Origin of the sequence: Burkholderia sp. BE17 (assembly GCF_009362305.1) — a bacterium.
Classification (GTDB): Bacteria; Pseudomonadota; Gammaproteobacteria; order Burkholderiales; family Burkholderiaceae; genus Burkholderia; species Burkholderia pyrrocinia_C.
In genome coordinates this window covers 13901-37046 of record NZ_WHNU01000001.1, presented here as the reverse complement: position 1 = coordinate 37046, position 23146 = coordinate 13901, and the positions used below count along the sequence as shown (strand labels likewise).

18 protein-coding genes are annotated in these 23146 nt (G+C 60.5%); 11 read left to right on the top strand and 7 right to left on the bottom strand.

Going from position 1 to position 23146, the window contains the following annotated elements; translation table 11 throughout:
• Positions 1 to 37: 37 nt before the first annotated feature.
• From GD429_RS00135 to GD429_RS40200, 6 genes are all read right to left on the bottom strand, one after another.
• On the bottom strand, positions 38 to 265 hold the full coding sequence (locus GD429_RS00135; protein ID WP_152855161.1) for a hypothetical protein: 228 nt from the start codon (positions 263 to 265) through the stop codon (positions 38 to 40).
• A gap of 11 nt (positions 266 to 276) precedes the next feature.
• Positions 277 to 1272 carry a lambda-exonuclease family protein gene (locus GD429_RS00130; RefSeq protein WP_321574296.1) on the bottom strand — a complete coding sequence of 332 codons (996 nt, stop codon included), beginning with the start codon at positions 1270 to 1272 and terminating at the stop codon, positions 277 to 279.
• A gap of 72 nt (positions 1273 to 1344) precedes the next feature.
• A complete protein-coding gene (locus GD429_RS00125; RefSeq protein ID WP_152855160.1) occupies positions 1345 to 1545 on the bottom strand; it encodes a hypothetical protein in 201 nt (66 codons plus the stop codon).
• Entirely contained in the window at positions 1542 to 2510 is a 969-nt protein-coding gene (locus tag GD429_RS00120; RefSeq protein WP_152855159.1) for a DUF932 domain-containing protein, read from the bottom strand. Before GD429_RS00120 ends, GD429_RS00125 begins: the two co-directional genes overlap by 4 nt.
• 95 nt (positions 2511 to 2605) lie before the next feature.
• The gene (locus GD429_RS00115) at positions 2606 to 3076 is read right to left on the bottom strand and encodes a hypothetical protein (protein WP_152855158.1); all 471 of its coding nucleotides are present in this window, start codon (positions 3074 to 3076) and stop codon (positions 2606 to 2608) included.
• Positions 3069 to 3218: a hypothetical protein gene (locus GD429_RS40200; RefSeq protein ID WP_193727029.1), complete on the bottom strand. Its 150-nt coding sequence runs from the start codon at positions 3216 to 3218 to the stop codon at positions 3069 to 3071. Before GD429_RS40200 ends, GD429_RS00115 begins: the two co-directional genes overlap by 8 nt.
• Positions 3219 to 3682: 464 nt before the next feature.
• On the opposite strand from GD429_RS40200, the gene GD429_RS00110 reads away from it, so the two are divergent.
• On the top strand, positions 3683 to 5032 hold the full coding sequence (locus tag GD429_RS00110; RefSeq protein WP_227791510.1) for an alpha/beta hydrolase: 1350 nt from the start codon (positions 3683 to 3685) through the stop codon (positions 5030 to 5032).
• A 353-nt stretch (positions 5033 to 5385) separates the two neighbouring features.
• On the opposite strand, the gene GD429_RS00105 is transcribed toward GD429_RS00110, so the two are convergent.
• Positions 5386 to 5850, bottom strand: coding sequence for an H-NS family nucleoid-associated regulatory protein (locus GD429_RS00105; protein WP_152855157.1), 465 nt, complete (start codon positions 5848 to 5850; stop codon positions 5386 to 5388).
• Positions 5851 to 6424: 574 nt separating this feature from the next.
• On the opposite strand from GD429_RS00105, the gene GD429_RS00100 reads away from it, so the two are divergent.
• The 10 genes from GD429_RS00100 to GD429_RS00060 all read left to right on the top strand — a co-directional run bounded on the left by GD429_RS00100 (position 6425) and on the right by GD429_RS00060 (position 23038).
• Positions 6425 to 14491 carry a beta strand repeat-containing protein gene (locus GD429_RS00100; RefSeq protein ID WP_227791509.1) on the top strand — a complete coding sequence of 2689 codons (8067 nt, stop codon included), beginning with the start codon at positions 6425 to 6427 and terminating at the stop codon, positions 14489 to 14491.
• Positions 14481 to 14726: a hypothetical protein gene (locus GD429_RS00095; protein ID WP_152855155.1), complete on the top strand. Its 246-nt coding sequence runs from the start codon at positions 14481 to 14483 to the stop codon at positions 14724 to 14726. Before GD429_RS00100 ends, GD429_RS00095 begins: the two co-directional genes overlap by 11 nt.
• A 255-nt stretch (positions 14727 to 14981) precedes the next feature.
• A complete protein-coding gene (locus GD429_RS00090; protein WP_152855154.1) occupies positions 14982 to 15551 on the top strand; it encodes a hypothetical protein in 570 nt (189 codons plus the stop codon).
• Positions 15552 to 15570: 19 nt separating this feature from the next.
• Entirely contained in the window at positions 15571 to 17607 is a 2037-nt protein-coding gene (locus tag GD429_RS00085) for a filamentous hemagglutinin N-terminal domain-containing protein (protein WP_152855153.1), read from the top strand.
• A 1-nt stretch (position 17608) separates the two neighbouring features.
• Entirely contained in the window at positions 17609 to 17746 is a 138-nt protein-coding gene (locus tag GD429_RS40195) for a hypothetical protein (RefSeq protein WP_193727028.1), read from the top strand.
• 2 nt (positions 17747 to 17748) lie between these two features.
• Positions 17749 to 19551 carry a ShlB/FhaC/HecB family hemolysin secretion/activation protein gene (locus GD429_RS00080; RefSeq protein ID WP_152855152.1) on the top strand — a complete coding sequence of 601 codons (1803 nt, stop codon included), beginning with the start codon at positions 17749 to 17751 and terminating at the stop codon, positions 19549 to 19551.
• 101 nt (positions 19552 to 19652) lie between these two features.
• Positions 19653 to 20507, top strand: a complete 855-nt coding sequence (locus GD429_RS00075) for a peptidyl-prolyl cis-trans isomerase (protein WP_152855151.1) — start codon at positions 19653 to 19655, stop codon at positions 20505 to 20507.
• Between the two features lie 83 nt (positions 20508 to 20590).
• Positions 20591 to 21094 (top strand): hypothetical protein, encoded by a 504-nt coding sequence (locus GD429_RS00070; protein WP_152855150.1) that lies wholly within the window; start codon positions 20591 to 20593, stop codon positions 21092 to 21094.
• A 128-nt stretch (positions 21095 to 21222) separates the two neighbouring features.
• Positions 21223 to 21489 carry a hypothetical protein gene (locus GD429_RS00065; RefSeq protein WP_152855149.1) on the top strand — a complete coding sequence of 89 codons (267 nt, stop codon included), beginning with the start codon at positions 21223 to 21225 and terminating at the stop codon, positions 21487 to 21489.
• 259 nt (positions 21490 to 21748) lie between these two features.
• The gene (locus GD429_RS00060; RefSeq protein ID WP_227791507.1) at positions 21749 to 23038 is read left to right on the top strand and encodes a DUF746 domain-containing protein; all 1290 of its coding nucleotides are present in this window, start codon (positions 21749 to 21751) and stop codon (positions 23036 to 23038) included.
• The last annotated feature ends 108 nt before the right edge of the window (positions 23039 to 23146 follow it).

The following is a 23146-nucleotide window of genomic DNA, read 5'->3' as shown; positions in this document are numbered from 1 at the left end:
AAATAGAAATGGGGAGGCACTGCGAGCGATGCGCCGACTACCGGGAGAAGTGCGCTTCGAGCTTGGTGTGGATTTCCTGGGCGACGCCGTGCCAAGCGCGAGCGCTGACCATCGGATGAACGCCGAATTGCTGCTGCAATTTGTCGAGGGGTACGGTGGCAACGCGCTCGGCGTGCTTGCTCAGTGCGTCCATCACGAACGCTTGGGCGAGCGCGCCGTACCGCGAGAAGGTCATGATGTCCGTCAGACATTCGAGGTTCGTCATGGTCGGTCGGATCAGGTGGAAACAAGGAAGCGCCGGGAACCCGGCTTCGAGATGGCGTACTGCTGTTCGAACGATGGGTGATCGGCCAACAGGCGCTCCAGATCGACCGACGACGAATCCTTGCTGCGCTTGAAAGACACGGAGCCGGTTTCGAATATAGCCCGGATTGCGTCACCCATTGCCTGCTGGATCGTCTGCTTGAACTGCGCTTCGAGCTGCTGGCGCGTTTCGATCTCGGCCCGCACGGCGATCAGATCGGCAAACACGGATGACAGGCCGTGGTCGTCGGTAAAATCGATCGTCCCGCCGTTGCCTGGATACAGATGGCGCAACGCGCGATCGGCTGATTCCGATCCATCGGCGGGTGGCGGCGTATCGGTTTCCACGAACCGCCAGAAACGTGCCTCCAGCTCGATGAGCCGACCGATCAATGCGTCGTCACGCTCGATCCGATGCACTTCCAGCGCCTGCCCGCACAACAGCACGGCGACATGCGCAGCTGTCTTGCCGGTGACGGCCAACTGATGCTGAACCTGGATCTGTACATACTCCGGCACGCCTTCGCGCCAGAGGCGGGCGCCATACTCGCCGGCCGTCTTGCATTCGAGGATTTGGACATCGGGCACACCGACGACTTCCCGGTCGATGTTGGCGAGCATCCAGGGGATCGACGCGTGTCGCAGCACGGCATTGACCTTGCGGACCTTGTTGCCGGTCTGCTGGGTGTAGACGGCCGCGATGATGGGCTCCAACAGCGTGCCCCAATACGTCGGCGATGTTGTGTCGGCCGGATCGGGGCGGGGAAGACCTTCCGCGCGTCCTGTCTTGTCTAGCCACAATTCCAGCGCGCTCATGTACGGATTGAGGCCGACCGCAGCGGCGGCATCCGATCCGCCAATGCCGGTACGGCGCACCGCGAGCCAGTCGTCGCGCGACAGATCGTGGGTCTTGACGAGCTTCAGCGCTGGCTTTCGCGGGCGCGGTGGCTCAGGGTGAGGGGCGTTCACGGGACCTCCAAAACGAAGAAGCCCGGCAGACGAATCTGACCGGGCCGAAGGTGAGTAAATACAGGGACGGTGCTACGTTGAGTTGGCGCGCCGGAATGCGTCTTGCAGCGCGTCGCCGGCGAAGGTCACGAGCTTGCCGTTTCCGAGGTGGACGGTCGTACCCTGGGGTTTGATTTGCAGGATCGTGGCGAAACGGCCGCCGAACCGTAATCCGACTTCGCGTGGGATCTGAATCCGCATGTCGACGGCCAGAGGAGGGATGGGCTTGGTCATGCCACAAGTTTCATGGCCTCGTCCCAGGCACGCTGCTTGAGCGTTGCGCCAGCGCCAAACCAGGCGGCGTCGATCCGGTGATTATCGGTACGGGCACGACGATGGTGATCGACGTATTCCGTTACGGCGTTCAACAAACCCCAGGCCGTACCCGCTGCGGAAGGCAGATCCGCACCCTTGCCACGCCCGGCATAAAGCTGACCGACTGCCTTGATCGCGCGCTCGTTGACGGCCACGGTCTCGCGGTCCGGCAGGTTCGCCGTCGAGTACGTCAGCACGCGCCGCAGGAACGCTTCGGCCGTGGAGTCAGTGATCTTGCGTTCGGCGAGCGCCTTGGTCCGCACCATGAACGCATCCCACGACGACACGGCGATACCCAGCTGGCGCTTTACGGCTGCTGCGTCGAACTGCGAGCGATGCGGGACTTTCACAACGCCCGTGCTGTCGCCCAGCGCGATTTGCAGGGTGTTATTGCAGACCACACGGACGGACGTGAACTGTGCGGTGGTGGCGAGCGTGCCGTCGCAGGCGGTTGCCAACAACAGATAGCCGCCGATTTTGTCCTTGCCTTTGAGCAGGCCGGAATGACCGGTCTTGGCGAGTGCCCAGAGCTTGCGGCCTTCCTTCAACACGCCCGCCGTTTCGAGCTCGAACCCGCCGATCTCAGTCACATCACGATAAAACTCCAAAATCTCCGTAGGCTGCACGACTGCATAGCGCGATGAGACAACGGACAGGGGCGCTTTGGTATCGGAGCGGTACAGCACCTTCTGTTCGGGAAACGCGTGGATCGAGCCGAGATTCCGATTGCCGGCAGCGACGAAGCGCACTTCGGCTTCTTCGATGCTCCAGTCCATGCCGGCGGCGCGCTTCCAGTCTTCGATCGATTGATTGGGGGTAAGACGGTTGCCGAGACCGTGCCACGGCTCCTGGCCGACATAGGCCATGGTTTGAACGAGATGCATGGGAAATCCTTGTAGAAAATAGACGAGGGCATACAGCCCGGCCGAAGCCGGGCGGGACGAGGGGAAAAACAGTGGAAGGAAAGACGCGAGGCGGGTCAGTCCGGATGGACGGTGAAGGTGCGTCCGCACGCGAGGCATCGCCAGTTGTTCAGAACCTTGAGGTCCAGCGCTTCGCCCAGCGCCGCGCCAGTGGTGCAGCCGGCTGCGCCAGCCAGGAGCCCGGCGAGGACCGCGCCAGCGATACCGCCGCATACAGCGCCAAGAGGACCGCCGAGCGCGCCAATGACCGCGCCGGTCTCCGCACCGGACAGCGCTGCGGCGACCGTGCTCGTTGCGCCCGCCACGGCACCGACGGCGCTGCAGATTCGCCGCGCAATGTGGCGTTGCTCGGTGCGGAACGACTCACAAGACGGGCACGGATATGCAACGTCTCCGATACCCGGTCGGTAGCGCGGTGATTCACCGGTGTCCTGTTGGTGCGGCGAATGCGGCTCGTGCCAGTTGCGCTGCCAAGCGTCGTCTTCGTCCTCATCACCATCCGGAAAGAAGGAAGGGCGCTCAGGCATGGACGGGCGCCTCGCGTTCACGGGCGCGGGCGTTGCGTCGAATTTTGCCCACGTACTTGCAGTGGCACGCGGCGAGCAACGCGCCGCAGAGGAAGGTGAGCGCGAAGGCGGCGAGATAGTCGAGAGGAGAAGGGGTTAGCATCGCTTGACTCCGGGGAGGGATGACGACGCCAGCACGCGACCGTACTGGCGAAGCCGCAGGAGGGCCCTGGGCTCGCAGCAGTCATATGTGCGTGAAATTCTTTTGAATCCAGCGGATAGGACGAACAACGTCACGCGTCTATTACGCTGGGCGTGTGCGCACGACGGATGCTTGGGACGCGCGGGCAAATTGCCGGGGCTCAGCAGTATGGTTCGGTAAAAGAGACGGATCTGTTTGAATATCCGGCAGTTCTTTCCTATGTTGATTGAATATCAGTGGTTTGCCGGCGTGCAGTGCCCGCCCCGGTGAGCCCGCGTACCAGCAACACCTGCAGGGGCAGGTGGGGTACGCGTTGCGGAGCCGCCGGCCGGCATGCGTTGGGGTGGCCTCGCCTGCGCCCGGACGGGCGCCGCGACTGGAGACAGTCTGCGGTCCGGATTCACGTTGTGTCCCGGAGCTAGAAAATGAATAAGATTCCGCTTCCCGTCGTTGGACTGTGCGCTGCGCTGGTGCTGCTGAGCGGTTGTAGTTTGCCTTCCGCTACGGGCGTTCGCGATCACGGCGCGTCGGCGCCGATTTCCAGCGATATACCGTTGGCGCTATCGCCGCCGCTCGCGATAGGCAACCTTGACACTTTGGTTAGCGCCGATGCCGAAGCAACCGCCGAGTCGGGCACCGTGACGAGTCCCGCACCTGTCGCCGCGCCAGGAAACAGCTTCCCAGTTGCTATGCCGGCTCCCGCTCCTGTGCCTGCGTCTGCCCATGAGCATAGCCCCGGCGGACTCGCGGCAGCGCCAGCAGGAGGCGCGATGTCGTCCTCTTACCCCGCGTACGTGGTGCAAAAAGTCTATTTTGGCACCGATCGGTTGGCCACTGGCCCGACCTCTGCGCCCGTTTTTAGCTCGACACGCGCGGATCACCTGACCTACGGCGAGGTTGACGTCAGCATTCCGCGGAATCATAAACAGGGCGAACTGGAATCGCCCGCGGTCTGGCTGCTGCAGTTACACGCCGACCCGGGAAAGCACGTCACGGTCCTTCGCACCGCAATGCTCGCGGGCGACGCTTTCTGGTCGGCGTTGCGGCAAAACCTGCAGGCGTCCCCCAGGCGAAGCGTATTGGTGTTCGTGCACGGTTTTAACGTGAGTTTTAACGATGCCGCTCGCCGGACTGCGCAAATGGCATATGACCTGCAATTTCGTGGGGCAACGATATTTTTCAGTTGGCCGTCCAGAGGAAAACTGAGCCAGCTCGCTTACTCGGCGGACGAGCAGGCAATCATCGACGCCCAGCCGCATCTCCAGCAGTTTCTGCGGGATGTCCTCGCGCAGTCCGGCGCTGACAGTGTTTACTTGATCGCACACAGCATGGGCAACCGGGGCTTGACGCGGGCGCTTGCGTCGCTGGCCGTGTCCGATCCCAACAGTGTCGGCCTAATCAAGGAGGTGATTCTCGCTGCGCCCGACATCGGGGCGACCGAGTTTACCGAACAGGTGGCCCCGGGGCTGCTCAAGCTCGATGCACCTGTCACGCTGTATGCGTCCTCTCATGACGAGGCACTGGTGGTTTCGAACGCCTGGCACAACGGTGCAAGGTTGGGTGAATCAGCGCACCTTGTCGTGCTCAAGGGCATGGAAACCATTGACGCATCCGCGGCGCAGTCGGACTTGTTGGGACACTCGTATTACGGGCAGCGCACGGTGCTTGACGATATGTTTTATCTGGTCGGCAAAGACATGCGTGCCAATCAGCGATGCTGTCTTCATGAGGTCCCGTGGGGTAGTAGCCAATCTTACTGGGTCTTTACGAAGTGAGAGCGATTGCCGCAGAGCAATATCGGCGGACGCGTGCGACGTCGATGGCACTTCCAAGTTGCTATTGACAGCCGCACGCTTCAGCGCAGTGGCAATGTCGCGCTAGTAACGGCGGTCAAGACGCGACGCGCTTGGCACTCGGCTTACGGCGTTCTGCGGCACTGGGTTTTGCACCCGCTCCGGCGAATGCAGCAATCGGATCGTCCTCAGTAGCGGGGAGAGCATGTCGTACGCTCGTTTGGGCCCGCTGTTTTCTTGCTTGCGCGTGAATACCGCTGGCGCGCGCAGGTTTTGACGCCGCCCCGCGATGAGCGTCCGCCTCTTGTCGCATTTCGGCTGCACCGAGCCATTGCTCACGGTATTCGCCGCAGGCGAGATTGCTGCATGCGAGCAGCATCAAGGTGCTCGAGATCACGGGGAATCGGTAAGTCAAGAGAATGTCGCGCATTGAGAGACTGGTGCTCGCCGCTAGTTGATGTGGTTGAAGCCGGGGGATGGCACCTTGGGTGCTGTTTGTTCGTGCCGACGATCTCGAATTGCAGCCGGTCGCGGCCCACAATCCATGCCGGTGGGCGTCCGCGACCGCTCCATGTTTCACCTGTCGCCGGATTTCGGTATTTCGCCGACGGTTTCGCCCGCTTCTGGGGGCGCGGCCTCTGAGACGGCATAGCCCCGAAGATCTCCCGGGAAGCAATATCGAACTCCTCGACCAAGCGCTGGACCTCTATGACGACGGTCGTGCGCACTTTGGATTTGGCTTCGGAGATCAGACCATCGAGAGAATCACGCTGTTCGAGTAGCTCTTTGTACGTTTTCATGGGCTGGTGTAAGTAAGCTTGAAATTCTCTTCAATGACATAGATCGCTTGGTGTGTAGTCAAGTGCTCGTGTACGTAATACAACAGCCATTCAATGTCGCCTGGATGCTGAACATCCGATCGCCCAGTAATGAATCGGTGTGTTTTTGAGTGAATTGATGCTCATTCGATCGGAATTGGTGGCCGCTTCGGAGATGCGGAGTGAAGATGTTTGACACTTTTAATATTTAAAAAATTAAACCCTCCATTTTGCGGTGTATCGAGGTGTGTGGAGGGGCGCAGGGCGGGCGAGGTCGATGGGTAAAGGAGGGCTGGCACTAGGCCTGCTCGGTCGCGATGGACGTAAAGCTTATTTCAAAGGTTTTGCTTTGTTTTTCAGTGTTATTGAAGTGATGGAATTTGGCTGGAATGTTTAATTGTCTTAATTGACAAATGGATATTTTATTTGTTTGGTATTTGAAAGAATAATTTATTTTCGTGAGTGGAGTCCTGACACTTGTTGACCATCTTTCAGTCTCGACTATGCGACTATCGCGGCGAAACGCACTGAGTGAGACCAAATTATGAGCCGCGTCATGCGCGAGATTGAGCAACGCCTCGTTCAACGAGATGCGGCCAAACAAGCAATCGCTTTCGAAGTCAGTTCGCTGAAAAGCGAAGGACATGCGCTGTGGATCAAGGCAACCGCCTGGGTGATGGCGGGTGTGATGTATTTCAGTCCGGCAGTGTTCCTCGCGGATCAAACAGCACACGCGGCGCCCATCGTCGATCCGCGCGCACCGATTGCGTTTCAACCGACGGTGACCGCGACCAGCACGGGCGTCCCCGCCGTCAATATCGCGGCTCCAAATTCAAACGGCATCAGTCTCAATCAGTATCAGACGTTCGGAGTAGGCCCCGAAGGCCTCGTGCTCAATAACAGCACCATTCCGGGGACTCCGTTGCTGGGCGGTACATTGGGCGCGAACCCGAACCTGAACGGTCGCTCTGCGTCGACCATCATCAACCAGGTCACGTCCAACAATGTCGCGGTGATGAATGGGCCGTTGGAGACTTTCGGCGTTCCGGCGACGGTCATCGTAAGCGCACCCGGCGGCATCTCGGTGAACGGAATGGCCCTGACGAATATTCCGGGGCTGACGTTGACGACAGGCACGCCGCAGTTTCTGACCGGCGTTGGTGGTGCCGCGACGGACTTTACGCACGCCGGGGCAGTCGCATACGACGTTCGCTCCGGCAACATCTCGATCGACGGACCGGCTGGCGTGAACGGCTCTGGTGCAGGTATCGAAGGTACGGTCGGGAATATCGATCTTATCGGCCAAAGCGTGAGCGTGTCGGCGCCGCTGCGTGCCGATCAGCGCGTGAACATCATTACGGGTAGTCAACTCGTCATGCCGACGGCCAGCGGCACAAGCGGGACGACCTATGGTACTTCCGCCAACGGCGCGACGAATACCGCCAGTGCGATCGGCAAGACAGTGGCGGTAGATGCGAACCAGTATGGTTCCGTCACATCAGGGACCGTGTATATCGTGTCCACCGCGGCTGGAATGGGCGTGAACACGCAGGGACAGTTGTCCGCCACGGCGGGTAACGTGATCGTCAATTCGAACGGCGATGTGTCGGTCGGACAAACTTTTGCCAGTCAGGACGTCAATCTGACAAGCGGTGGCAATACGGCGATCAATGGCACGGGGCTGGCAAACCAGAACTACACGGTCGCTGCGAACGGCGATATCAACGCGCCGGGCTCGGTATCGGCCGGCCAGAACGTGGCGATGACCGCGGGCGGCAATCTGAATGCGGCCTCCGTTGCGGCCAATGGTGCGGCTAGCTTGACGGCCGGCCAGTCGATGACGATCGGTTCCCTGACGGCGCACGATATCGCACTGCAAACGATCAACGGCGATCTGACCGTCGGCGGTCTGAGCGCACCGGGTACGGTATCGGCCACGGCAGGGCGGGATCTGACCGTCAACGGGTCCGTGCAGGGCGGCAGCGCGATCGCGCTCGGCGGCGCGCGCAACGCGACCGTGAACGGTCAGGTGTCGGGCGTCGGCGATACGACGATCACCGCGCAGACGGGGTCGGCGACCGTCAACGGCAACGCGCAATCGAACGGTGCACTGTCGGTGACGGCAGGCCAGGACGCTGCTGTCGGCGGCACGGTGCAGGCCCAGGGGCCGGTGACGATTGCCGCGCAAAACGGTTCGATCTCAGGCCAGGGGAGCGTCTCATCCGCGCAAGGGGCGGTGAACCTGAATGCCGGGCAGGCCATTGCGCTGAATGGCGCCGTGCAGAGCGGCAGCACCGTCAATGCGACGGCGGGCACGAACGCGAGTTTCGGTGGCACGGTTTCCGCGCCAGGCGCGGTGACGATTCGGGCGGGGCAGGACACGACGCTCGGCGGCAATGTCACGAGCGGCGGAAACCTGAGCGTGGCGTCGGGCGGCAATACGAACGTGCAGGGAACGGCCGCGTCGGTTGGAGACATGACACTCGCGGCCAACGGCGGCGCGTTGACGACGACCGGCAACGTGGTGTCGCTCGGTGCGTTGAACGCCAGCGGACGGCAGGGCGCCAACCTGGGCGGAACGGTCTATAGCGGTGGCAACGCAACGATCGGATCGAGCGCAGGCAGTGTTTCGGTCGCGGGTGCGGTGTCGACGCCGGGCGCAGTGAACATCAATGCCGGGCAGGACGCGACCGTCGCCGGCAGCATCCAGAGCGGTCAGAACACGACGATCGCCGCCGCGCGCGATGCGAACCTGAACGGTGGTCTCGCGGTCAGCAATACCGGCAACGCCAGCGTGACGGCGGGCCGCGACATCAACGGGACGGGCGGGCTCAGCGTCGCGAACGACACGACGCTCAATGCCGGCAACAACATTGCCATCTCCGGCGCGATTCAGACCGGCAACAATCTCAGCGCGACGGCTGGCCAGAACCTGTCGGTTGGCGCGACGACTGCTGTCGGTACCAGCACGCTGACGGCGACCAACGGCAGCGCGACGCTCGCCGGAGACGCCCTTTCGGGCGGCGCGACGACGATCACGGCTGGCACCGACGTGAACGCGCAAGGCAGCGTCAAGAGTCTGGGCGATCTGAGCGCGAGCGCGAAGTCCGGCAATCTGACGGCCGCCGGTCCGGTGTCGACGGCCGGCAGCGCGACATTGAACGCGGGTCAGAATCTGACGCTCAACGGCCAGACGACCGCATCGAAGAACGCGAGCCTCACGGCGACCAACATCACGACGCAGGGCGTGGCGGCCGGCGGCAATCTGACTGCGACGGCAACGAATAACCTCGACACGTCGGCGGGCCAGCTCAACCAGCCTTTCAGCGCAACCGCGCCGGCGCTGTCGGTGGGCGGCAACGCGACCCTGTCGGGCGCGAACGTCACAACGGCAAACGCGGTGGTCGGCGGCACGACGAAGATCACCGGCACGCAGAGCGTCACGACGGGCGGCACCGCTGCGTTCAAGGGCGATGCGACGCTGGCAGGCGGCACGGTCAGTAACGTCGGTACGCAGATGGCGGCCGGCAATCTGAACGTGTCGGGCACGACCGTCTCGAACTCGGGCAGCCTCTCGTCGCTGCAGACGGCGAGCGTCACTGCGACGAACCTCAATAACGCGGGGACGATCTACGGGCCGACGGCGAATTTCAACGTGTCGGGCGCGACGGTCAACTCGGGTGGTTTGCTTGCGACGAACGCGCTGAACCTGACGACGGGGAGCTTGAGCAACGCGAACGGCCTCATTTTCTCGGGCGACGTCAACAATCCGACCGCTGCGATCGGCAACACGACAGTGACGGTCACGGGCGGCAATGGCTCGTTCGACAACACCAACGGCAAGATTCTCGCGCAGAACGTTGCGACGCTGAATCTGCCGAACCAGACGCTTGATCCGTCGGCCGGGACGTTGGGGACGATCGATGGTACCAATGGCGTCAATCTGTCTGCGCTTGCCGTGAACAACACGGGCACGTGGACGCTGCCCGCACGGGCCGTGACGGTCACGGCGGCGCAAGGCTTCAATAACGCCGGCACCATTAATCAGGGTACCGGGTCGCTGGCTCTGAATGGCGCAGTCGGCAACACCGGTGCCATCAATGGTAATGACCTGACGATCAATGGCTCACTGGCGAACCAAGCGAGCGGCACGGTTGCGGCCAACGCACTGACGCTCAATGGATCGGGAACAAATGCCGGTCTGGTACAAGCGAACAACGCGCTGACGATTTCGGGTACGAGTTACGACAATTCGAACGGGACGACTCAGGTTGGAACGAGCAATGGTCCGGCTGGTAGCGGCAATGCGACGATCTCGTTGTCAGGGGACCTCATCAACGCCGGCGGCAAACTGACCGCTGTCAACGACTTATCGATCACCGCAAACAACATCATCAACTCGGCTGCGACGGGCGCAGGCACGACCACTACGACCAGCACCACGGTGACGAATTCGCCGCTCGTCATGTCGTTGGTGGTCGGGAATGATATTTGGGATCACAGCGAGTTCTACGGGTCCGAAGGCGGCTATTGCTGTCAGGTATATCAAACGCCGCAGACCGTTACACTGGCCGATGCGTTGTCGCCGACGGGGGCCACCAATGACCCCAACGTCCCGAATAGCACGCCGGTGGCGACCAGTGGTTCGGTGACGTTTGTGCAGGTGAACGCGCCGACTGGAAACAGCGGCACGGGGAACCCCACCACCGCAAATCTGTGGTTTGTCCAAACGCCGACAAATAAAAGCGCGGCGGTTGCCACCAAGACCGTGGCCTTGCCGACGGTCACGGAAACAACGACGACCACGGGGGGCGTTGCCGGCGCGGCGTCGACCATTGCCGCCGGACATAACTTGAATCTGACGGCCAATGCGCTCCAGAACCAGGGCGGCAACGTGAGCGCGGGCAACGATGCCAATCTGAACCTTCAGTCGCTGTCGAATGGAGGATCGACCTACACGTCGACCGTGACGGACACGGTTGATCTCGCATCGATCAATCGTTTCCTGTCGCAGGCGCCGTCGACGATTTCGATCTGGAATGACTTTTTTGGCCCGGTTGGCGCGTTGACGCTTGGACCGTATCCGGGCGACTACCTCGATCCGTCGGGCATCAAGCTCAGCCCCGTGGGCGGTGTGACGCCGCTGTCAACGTCGTCATCGGTGACGGTGCAGGGCGGAGCAGGCCAGATCATCGCGGGCCATGACCTGAATCTGGGCGGCGGCAATCTGACCAATGCCGGGACGCTTGCCGCGGGTAACGATGTAACGATCCGGTCGGCCGGTTTCACGAACCAAGGCACGAATACCGGTTCGAAAACCGTCACGGCGGGGTGCGCGTCCGGCTTCTCGGGATGTAATGGGTCGACCACGACCAATCCGAATTCGGAAACCTACAGTTACCAGCAGACCAACAGCAACGTGACGGCGGGCAACAATCTCGTCATCGCCGCTGATCAAGTCGCCAACACCTACGGGAACCTGGTCGCTAAAAACACGGTCGTCATCGGGGGCGCAGGTACGACGGTGACCAGCCCGACGCAGGCTGCCAGCGTGACGAATACCTCGGGCGCGATTGAGGGGAACGACGTCACGATCAATGCAGCGACGCTCACGAATACGATTGCCGCGCCGGCGCAGGTCCACGAGAACTACGGAACCGCAACACCGTTCACGGGCTGCACGAGCAACTGTGAAGCGTATGTCGATGTGCAATCGGCGAGCCCCGCAACCATCACCGCCAATCACAACGTCAACCTGAGTGCGGGCACGTTCAGCAATACCGGCAGCCTGGTGACTGCCTTGAACAACGTCACGATCAATGCGACGAACTCGGCACACTCCGACAATCAGTACCTGTCCGCGTATTGGGCCAGCAATCTGACGCACTACAACGCGTCCTATCCGGCATGGGGCTGCGCGAACAATCCGGCGCTGTGCCAGCAACTGTACGGGAGTGCGTACAGCAGCGGCGCGGCGCAAGATCCGGCCGGGCTGCCGTCATCGGTCGGAATGTCGGACTTCGTGCCGGGCACGATTCAGGCCGGCAATACGCTGTCGGTCAATTCGCCGACGCTGACCAACACCGGGAATGTGATTGGTCAGCGCGTCGCCCTGACGGGTTCGCAGCTGGTGAACGGGATCACGAACCCGAACGTCTATACCCCGCCCCCGGTTGTATCTGGCCAGGTCGTGTCACTCGGTCCGCAGGCTGTCCCTGGCAGCGTGGCGACGACGGTCAACGCAGCGGGCTTCGTTACGAACCTCAACGGCCAACGCACGTCGGTTACGGGTGCCGCCGGGTTGCCGCCGAATACGCCGGTTGGCGTAGAGACGATCGGCAAGCCCAAGGCACCGAGCGTCGCGCAGACGATTACGCCAACCATCAAGACGGTTCAGACAATCGCCGGTGACACGGTCACGGCGACTTATCTGACCAACAACCCGGCTGCGCAGGTCGTCAACTCCATTTCATCGGCGTCGCTGATCGCCGCCCTGCCAGCCAACCTGCGGCCGGGTAGCGTGCCGTTCTACTACGATCCGTATACCGAGAACCAGCAGATCGAACAGGCTGCGCTGCAAGCGACCGGCAAGAGCAGTTTCTACAGTACGCCGAACGCGACGGACAGCACGAGCCAGGCGTCAATCAACAATGCCGACAAGGCGGCGTTGTACGGTGCCGCGCTCGAGTATGCGAAGCAGAACAACATTGCGCTCGGCACGCAGTTGAGTGACGCGCAACTCGCGCAGATCAATGCGCCGATGCTCTGGTACGTCGAGCAGACGGTGCCGGAGCCGGGATGCTCGGCGATTGGCGGCGCAGCATGTCCGACGGTGCAGGCGCTGATGCCTGAAGTGCTGTTGCCGAAGAATTATGCAGTCGTCAACGCCGATGGTGAAATTACCGGCACCAACGTTGCGCTCAATTACGCGAACAGCATCCTGAATACCGGGGCTGTGTCTGCGCAGAATCTGACGGTTAACACGCAGAGCCTCACGAACGAGCAACGTTCGACCAATGTCGGCACGATCTATCAGGAGGTCGACGGTGGGGTCGCGGTTACGACGGGCACCGTGACGCAGCAAGGCGGCTTCATGTCGGCGATGAACTACGACATGAACGTGCAAAGCCTGAACCAGATCGGCGGCGCCTTGCAGCAAATCAGCGCCGACGGCAGTGTCAATCAGGCTGCAACGCAGCAGATGCTGGCGAACCTGAAGGGCCAGCTTGGCAACCAGTTCACGCAGTCCACGGTTAGCAACAATCTGCACACCGACGTCATCGAGGACGGCGGTATGGGGCCGATCCTAGTCGTACAGGCGATGATGGAGATCGCCGTATCGTTGGTGGGCTTCCCGATGGTTGCCGCCGCGATGGGTTCGCTGATGAACATGGCGGACAGCGATAACTTCAGCTTTGGGACTTTTGCCAAGGACATGGCGGTAGCCTACTTGACGCAGGGGATTGATGAAGGATTAGGACTGAACGACTTTCAATCGGTTGGCACCAATCTGGTGTCGTCCGATCCTGCCGTGACGTTATCGAATCTCGGCAACACCGCGTTGCAGATCGGCGAGCAGAGCGTGGTGAATGCAGCGATCTCGACGACGATCCAGGGCGGAAGCTTCGGGACGGCGCTGAAGAACAACGTCATCACCGATATTGCAGCGGTTGGCGCAAATGCGATCGGCGCAGCCAGTCTGAATAAGGATTCGATACTTGCGAAGGGGTCTATCGGCTACGACCTTGCCCACGCAGCGCTTGGATGTGCGGCGGGGGCAGCGCTCGGTAACGGGTGCGCAGGTGGCGCCGTAGGCGGTCTTGCGAGTGCGGTAGTGTCGCCATTGGTGATCGATCAGATCGATCCGACCCACACTCAACTCGATGCAAGCCAGACTGCGGCAGTGACAGCGATTGCGACGCTCGCTGGCGGTGGCTTGTCGGGCCTGTTGGGCTTCAATTCGACGGGCGGCGTAACGGGCGCACAGAACGAGGCGCTGAACAATGCAGTCAAGGACCCAGAGGACATTGCTCATGGCAAGGATCTGATTCCGGAGGGCGGTACTCCCGGCGGTGCGGGAATTGGTGGCCCCGCAGGTAGTATTGCAGACGGGGAAGTTCCGATGTCGTCAGGTGGGCGGGCGATCGTTGAGCCAGCACCTACAACGTCGTCGACGGCAAGCGATGCTGTTGACATGGGAAGTTCGGGCGGCTGGAGTACGTCAAACGGCGCAGCCGACTCGAAGATTCGCTGGATAAATGAGAACGCAGCAATGAATCAACGAGCTCGCGATTACAATGATTCCGCGACTGGCGCACGATCAGACTCCGCGACACAAAGTGGTCTGGCCCCTGCCCTCGAGCGAACCATGCCAGATGGCACAACGAGGCTCGTTAAATTCGATGGTGTGGATGGTGACGTGATGGTTGATCGAAAAGTATCCGTCGTTACTACGAGTAAGTCGATGGATCAAGCTCAACGTCAGTCGGATGCATTGACGCAAAATGGTCTTACCGCTCGATGGGAGGTTCCGACGGCTCAGCAAGCTACCAGAGCGCAAAATATGCTGAATAAACTTGGCATTTCAAATATTACGGTAAAGGTGGTTCCAAATGGAAAATAAGCATTTAGTAAAGGCAATTGTCGATTTTGCAATTTTTCTGGAGTATACCGATGAGCGTCTTTTGGACGCTGATGTCGCACTTGGGGCGATGGAGCAGCTATCTGGCGAACTCCTTGAAATGTCCATGGGAGAAAGGAAGGTATTTGCTCAGTGCTGTGCTGATTTAGCTCCGAGTTATGGTAATAGGGAGCAGTTTGTCAGAGACTTGCCGGTAGCCCTCGGCATTGATTCGTGAGGCAGATAACACGTCAGTCGGGTATCGGAGCAATGACCCCGGACTTCGATTGTTTATCAAATTCGTCCTTTCAAAGGCTGGGATGGCTCGCAGTCGAAGAGAGTTCGATTTGAGTCTTTGCAGATGATTTTTTTTGATTGGCATTTGATGGATTGATTGCCAACGAGGGCGTCCGACCTAGAAATGAATGACCAATATTCCGAAAGGCGCTACGCCCGGGCAATTTAAATAAGAGATTAAGGTTGCACTCGGGAGATGAAAAGAATTCATTTTTACGCCACAAAAGACGATAGCCTCTCGTTGACTGATTTTGTGGAGGGGCGACAGGAAGTAAAATATATTTTGTCGCATCATCACTTTTATCAGGAATGCGGGGCCGAGGCCCCAGTGTTTAACACCGCGCGAGATATTCCAGATATCGGCTTGGGGACTCAAGGAGATACGGCGCGATGTAAGAATTACATTCTTGTCGAGCGTTCAGTGGAAGTCGTCCCGATGTCTCGATTTATCGGGAGGAACTTGCCAGAAGGCGGGAAGTGGTATACGGCGTATGAACCCGGAAATTGCACCAAAGGAATCGAATTCAAATCGGGTGGCATTTGGTCAGATGGAACGCTGATAAATGGGTTGATTCAAACTTGGTCGGATGATCCTGCTGCGCAGAAATTGATGCGGCAATTCGCATCAGCTATGAAGAAGGTTTTTAAAGAAAAGATTGGTATCTACTGGGTCGGCCCTGAGGCTTATGAACTATTGAGGCAGGGTGGTCGCTTGACTCTCAATGTTGCGGCCGGGCCAGAATTCGATTTGAAGATTCCAGAATAAGACGCTCCGGAGTTCGGATATGCGTATCAAATTGTTACGAGGCAGCCTTTGGGCTGCATGGGCAGGTGTTTCTTGTTCAGCGCTTGCGGCTGGCATTACTCCTGATGGCGGAACAGCTACGTCTGTTATAAGCGGCGCTAGCGGCCGTCAGACTGTCAACATCGCCCCTGCGATTGGCGGCGTCTCGAACAATACCTACTCATCGTTCAACGTCTCGAAGGCTGGCGCGGATTTAAACAACATTGGCATCAATGCGCGCACGATCGTCAACCAGGTCACGAGCACGAATCCGTCGCTGATCCAGGGCAACATCAACGTGCTTGGTCCGCGCGCGAACGTGATTCTGGCCAATCCGAACGGGGTTACGGTCGATGGAGGCAGCTTCACGAACACGGGTCACGTAGTGTTGTCGACCGGACAGGTTAGCTTCAACGACGTAACGATCGCGCCGGGAGTGACGCAACGCAACGTTATGCTGACAACGAACCGCGGCGGCATCGCAATAGGGCCTGGTGGTCTGTCCGGTACGCTGGTCAACCTCGATCTGATCGCAAAGCAACTCAGCATCAACGGTCCGGTGACCAACGATTTCACCAGCTCGACGAGCGGCATCCGCGCGATCGCCGGTGACAGCACGACGACCTACGACACCAGTTTCTCACCCTCCGACAACGGCCACGACTGGTTGATCGGTATCTCCGCGCCGGGTACGAAAAGCAACGCCGTTGCGGTCGATATCACGGCAGCGGGCGGTTTGACGGCCGGCCGCGTCCAATTGATCGTCACCGATCAAGGCGCGGGCGTGCACAGTCTCGGCAAGGTCTACGCGAATGCAGGCGACGTTGTCGTCACGGCGAGCGGCGACATCGCGACCGTGGACGGCAGTCTGAAGGCCGAGCGCGACGTAGCACTCACGACCACCGGTACGGTGTCGTTCCAGGGCGGACAGGTAACTGCCGCGAACAACGTGAACGTTCGGGCCGACAATATCGCATTGACCGACGACAGCACCGGTCCAGCGACGCTGAGCGCAGGCAATACGGTCTATCTGACAAGTAGCGGCTCGATCACCAACACCGGCAGCCTGATTCAGGCCGGAACCACGGCGAGCGACGGCACCACGACGGGCGGCGATGTGATCCTCACCGCTGCAGGCGACATCACGAACCGCTCGAGCGTGAACAACCTCGGCATCATGTTTGCCGCCAACGGCCAGACGAAGCTGACGGCGGGCGGCAACATCGTCAACGACAACGCGCGCATCCTGTCGAATGGCGCAGTGAGCCTCACTGCGGCCGGCGACGTGCAGAACATCATCGACCATACCGGCGGCACGAACGGCGGCCAGCCCACCGCGTATAGCGACCGCGGCGGCAGCTTCCTGTTCTTCACGCATACGACGAGTGGCGTCAACGTCGATTACGGCACGGTCGGCAACCCGGAACAGCTCGCCTATATCGCCGCCGTGCACGGCCCGGTGAGGATCACGAGCCGCAACTTCACGAATGCCGGTGGGATCGTTCAATCGAACGATGGTGACGTCAATATCGCCGCACAAAACGCGTTCACCAACGCCGCCGTCTTCACGGGCCAGGCGAGCTATACGCGCAGCTGCTGGATCTTCTGCCACGCCGACGCGTCGAGCAATGTCACGCCATATGGCGGCACGATCCAGGCGGGCGGCAACATCGGCATCAAGGCCGGCACGGTCGCCCGCAACGTCGGGGGCAACGTCTTCGCGACCGGCGACATCAAGGTTGATGCACCGATCACATATGCACAAGGCGTGACCGGCTACTCGGCGATCAACCAGCACCGTGGCTTCAAGGCATTCTTCGGCAGCACATGGGCGCAGATCATCGCGATGGACGTCGGCGGCGGTTTCACCGCGAACGGCAGCGTGACGCTGACCGGCGACGGCGTGATCGACGGCGGTTCGTTCAGCGGTGGGAAGGGCGTCACGGCGGCCGGCGGCATCACGACTGTACGCGCCCCTTCGCGCACACCTGTCCAGATCGACCAGCATTTGGGCCTGACGACGTGGTGGTGGCACTGAAATGAATAAAACACTGTTGAGCGTGTTCGGGCTGGTGATCTTCGGATTGATCGTGACACTGGTGATTGTCCTGGAGACGGGGCCGAGCCCGCAGGAAAAGGCAGCCCTCGCGGCAGCAAAGACGGTAAAGGCGAGGTGAGGATGCGAGTATTGCTGAAGCTCTGGTTGGGAACGTCGGTTCTGGTTGCCTGCGTGGGATGGCTTGCCTCTCACCCTGTCCACGCCCAAACCGCGCCGCCGGGCGCGCGACCTGTCCAGGACCCTGCGCAACTAATTATCGAGCAGCAGCGTGAGCAGGCGCGGCAGCGGCAACTGGAGCAGCCGCCTGCGTCGATCACGATTGCGCCGACATCCGAAACCACGCTGGATATTCCTCTCGGCACGCCGATCGATGAGATCGTCGAATCCGGACCGACTTTTTCGGTGCAGCGAATCGTGTTGCAGGGGGCCGATGGCAAACCGTTCGATCCGCCCGGGGGCATCTCGCGAAAGAAGCTCACTGAGGTGATCGGACCGTTCGTCAACCACGATCTCGGTTCGCACCGCATCAATGTGCTGCTGAAGCGGCTCACCGATGTCTTCGTTGAGGGCGGTTTTGTAACGACGCGCGCATTGCTTGGTCCGCAAAACCTGGCCACCAGAACCCTGAGCGTCACGGTTCAGGTCGGCCGTATTGCGAGCTTCATGGTCAATGGCCAGCCGATCCATCGTCTGAAGGCGGGGGAGTCCTCGGCAGGTGGCGGATGGTTGACTGACGCGGGGTACGAGAATGCGTTTCCCGCGGCGTCTGGCGATCCGTTGCGCCTGACGGACATCGATCAGGGTGTCGCACAGATCAACCGGCTGCGGCGCAATCAGGCGACGATCCAGATCCTGCCGGGTCAGAGCGCCGGTGATTCGATTGTCGCCATCAATAATCCGCCCGGAGACCGGCTGTACTACAACCTGGGTGTCGACAACTACGGCAGTTCGGCGACGGGCGTCACGCGTTACCGTGCTGGCGTCGAAGCCGACAACCTGCTTGGTTTGCAGGAATCGCTCAGCCTGAATTTCCTCGATAGCCTCGACAGCAATGCGCTCGTAGGCTCGTTTGCCGTGCCGTTCGGCCGGAACACGTTCAGTTACACGATCTCGGACTCAGAGTATCAGCAGGTAATCGGCACGACGGCGCTCGAATACGGTCGTACGCTATCGCACATCTTCGGCTGGAACTATCTGGTGAGCCGAACGCCGAGCGACATTACCAGTGTCGATGCAACGTTATCGTGGCGCCGCACCGACCGCGAGGTGAACGGGATCGATCTCGATCCGCAGCGCCTCGCGGTGTTCCGGCTCGGCGGCAACTGGTTGCACAAGTTCGTGATGAACGACGCTCAAGGCAACGTCACACTTAACGGCGGCGTGTCCCAAGGCTTGCCGTGGCTTGGTGCGAACCACGATCCGCACGGCATCACGCGCGAGGACGCGCACAGCCAGTTCACCAAGGTGGACGCGACGGCAGCCTTCACGCTCCCGCTACCGAAAATCGGCCGTGCGCTGTTTGCCTATCGCGGAATGCTGGGTGGGCAATACACGAACATGGCGCTGTTCGGTTCAGAGCAACTGTATCTGGGTGGCATGGACACGATCCGCGGCTTCCGATCGGGTGAAATTGCGGGCGACCGCGGCTTTTATTCGCGCAACGAGCTCGCGTGGGTCAACGCGCCAGCCTGGAAAGATGGGCGGATCGAGCCGTACCTGTTCCTTGACGCCGGCAAAGCGAACCTGATCGCAGTACCCGGTTTCCCGACGCTCGCGGGTGCCGGAGCTGGGCTGCGCGCCCAATGGCAGTGGCACAAGCAGGCGCTATCGGGCGAACTGCTGGTCGGCCGGGCATTGACTCAACCCGCCGCACTGGGTTCGAAGGCGACGCTCGTCCTGGGCACGGCAAACTGGCTGTACTGAGTATTTCCCCCGTGTCTTGATTTCATCCCTCCGAGAATCGGGGCACCTTTGCGCGGCATTGGATCGCCGCGCCCTTTTATTCGATGTAGCGAGAAAAGATCATGAAAACGACGCTAAACCACGCGCTGATTGCTGCAGCCGTCGCCGGAGCCCTGAGCGGGATCGCCCACGCACAAAGCGCGGCCTCATCCTTGCCGGCGGGTACCGTCGCAACGGTCAACGGTACGGCGATCACGCAGGCTGAGGTCCGCGCCGTGCTGCAAGCTTCGAAGCAACCGGACACGCCCCAGATCCGTCAGGCGATCAAGAATCAGCTGATTGCGCGCGTGCTGATCCAGCAAGCGGCCGAGAAGGCCAACTATGGCGACAAACCGGAAGTCAAGCAGGCGATGCAGATCGCGAAATCGGGCGCAGAGACGCAACTGTATCTGAAGGACAATGTGAAACCCGAGCCGGTGACCGATGCGCAAGTCAAGGCGCGCTACGACGAAATCGTCGCGTCCCTGGGCAAGGAAGAGCTCAAGCCGCGCATCATCGTCGCGAAGGATGCCGCCACGGCCGCGACTGCGCTGGCGCAACTGAAGTCCGGTCACTCGTTCGAAGCAATTGCAAGGCAGTACAGCCAGGCACCGACTGCCGCCACCGGTGGCGAACTGCCGTGGGTCAGCTTCAAGACGCCGGTGATGGAGGGCAAAACGCAGGGATTGCAGCTTTCGGTTGCACAGGCGATGACGAAATTGCCGGCTGGCGGCGTGACACCGGAGTCGATTCCGCTTAGCAACGACGTCAACGGGCCGCGCGCGATCGTCAAGGTGGATGCGAAGCGGCCGACGCAAGTGCCGACGTTCGAGGCCGCGAAGCCAGTGATTCAGCAGCAACTGCAGGCGCTCGCCGTCGAAAGGGCAAGTGCGGACCTCGTTGGCCGGATGCTGAAGAGCGCGGCGATCCAGCAATGAGTGATGTGGAGTGGGCGCACAAAGTCTGATCTACCGAAGATCGAGTACGCTCGTGCCATCAGTAACCTAGCCCGTAAGAAAAAATGAAGCCAATTTCAATTGCCTCCGCAATCTCCGTCGTGGTCTCTATCGCGCTGGCGCCGCAACTTGCGGTTGCGGACGCACCGGGTGCAATTCGACTCGATCCGGTTGCGGGCAAGGAAGCATGCACTGCGGGCGTCGGTGTGCCAAATACGCCCAGCGGTTCGCTCACGCTGTGTGTCAAGAAGGGGCTTTTTGCTCATGACCAGTACGACGTGAAGGCCGACGGGGCGGTCGTTTTGAAGGGTATCGACGATGAGACAACGGACGGAGTGAATGGCTCATACAGCGGGCGACCGATTAGCTTGAAGTGCAGTCCGGTTTTATCTGCACCTGACAGTGTCACTGATTCGCAGATCGAGGCGATGCGAAACTCGTATCCCACGGCTTCGCGGGATCAGTTGAAGCAGCACTACATGCTGCTCAACACGCTGGAGACGGGTCGGCACTGCATTGTCCGTATTGACGAGACCAGTCTTCTGTCCGTCGACATCCATTTCGAATGATGTCATGTTCATGACGACCGCTCGATGGTAACGCTACGTCCGCCGCAGCTGGTATTGCTGATAGTGACGCAAATGTCGCGAGAGGGGCTGCCGCTTATGCACGATTTCCCGTATCGGAGAAACGCTGAATGAAACACTTGCTCGTGCTCTGGAAGACTGCGCGACACGATTTGCGCGTGCTACGGCTCGCACTTGGTCATCCGGACCGCCCCAGTTGGCTGATCCCGGTGCTCGGCCTTGTCACGTTGTACGCGATCGAACCATTCAATCTTGCGATACCGATACTTGGCATTGTCGATGACGGTGTACTCGTACCGCTTGTGCTGCATTTGATCGTTCTCGGGTTGCCGGTCTCGCTCCGGGGAGCGGTTGACGCTAAATGGACGAGGCGCTGATGCAACGCGTTGATAGGCTGATGGATCGTGAGCGACGACCGGGTGCTCCCGTTCCGCACTGCCATTCGCTCGTTGCCGTGCACATCTAGAGTCTTAATGCTCCATGTCTAGAACTGACAAGCCGCAGCCACGCAGTACGCGTCGGGCGAATCGCGAGACGATACCAGTACGACGCTTCGATGCCACGGTTGGCGCGATCACCGCAAAGGAACCCGTCGATGACGCGCAGACCGAGGACGGGGACCTGACGGACTACCTAATGCGGGCTTGGTACGATCTGATTCATCTTTCATCGACGCCGGTGCCGCGATGCCCGCATTGTGACGGGCTGCGCATCCGTCCCGATCGACCTTCCGGCAAAAGCAAACTGCCGGTCTATTTTTGCCACGCGTGCAAGAAGAGCTTCAACCGTTTGACAGGGACTCCGTTTGCGAACCTCAAGAACCTGGCAAAGGGCACGGAAATGATTCCGCTGCTGTCGCGACAGATGTCGCTCATGCAGGCGGGCGAACGGCTGGGGCGCAGTCAAAAGGCGGTGCTATCGTGGTTGCTGGCGTTTCGGCGCTACCTTCTCGAACTCGACCCGTCGGGGCGATGGGAGGCACATGTTCGGCTCGGTGTGCGGGTTGCCCCGCGTGCACGCTGTACAAAATGCGACTTCGTGGGCGGGTTCTTGGCGGGCGGGTTTGATCCTCAGCGGCGACGACGTATTCGGTGCCCGAAGTGCGGGCGCAGTCGGCTATTGGATGTGTTGCAGGGCCACGGGGAGGCAGTTGAAGGCGAAGTAATGCACGACGCGATCGACACGGCGATTCGCGCGCGCCGTAAGGTGCATCCAAAGATGCCGGTGCCAGTCGTGGTCCGTATTGCGAGCGTCAGTGATGCATCTCTCGAGGCGAAGGTTCAGGATCGCGCGCTGTGGAATGACCGGAAACCGTCGGAGCGCCGATTGCCCGCCGGGCTGCCCGTGGAGAGAGTTGAGGACGTGGTGCTGTCGAAGTTCTTGCTCGAACGGATCGAAACGGCGTTGAGCCACGATCCGATACCGCCGGAATGTCCCTGGTGTAGCAGTGAATGCACGGAATATCATCCGCAGCAGCGACCGAACGGCCTGCCGGGTTTTCGATGTCGTGCATGTTTGTCCTACTTCACGCGAATATCGAACACACCGTTGAATGGCCCGCACATGCGCAAGCATGCTCTGCAACTGGCGCGGATGTTGGGATGGCGAGAGACCGGTAAGGCTGCTGCCCTTGAGCTCGGCGTTGATTCGGCGGTTGCCAATCGTTGGGTGTATGGCTTACGTCAATGGTTGCTGGTGCTCGATCCGAGCGGGTACATGGAAGCGCGCGTGAAGCTGGGGATCGGTCGCGAACCTATCGTGCGAACATGCGAGAAATGTGGCAGTGCTGGACCGGTTCAGCCGTTGGGGCCGACGCATCGGCCGCCGGAGGCAAACGGCGAGCGCCAATACAAATTCCGATGTGGCAATTGTTCGCGTTGTAGCCGCACGTGGTTGTCGCTTGTTGAGCGTGGCGTAGCGTCGTAGACCAGAAACAGAGGTGGCTTCGAAAACGTACATTGCCCTGAATAGTGATGGTCGCCGTCAACGCCGGACACTGTGGTGAGATGAGGGGTGTGGCGCCGAAACTTGTCT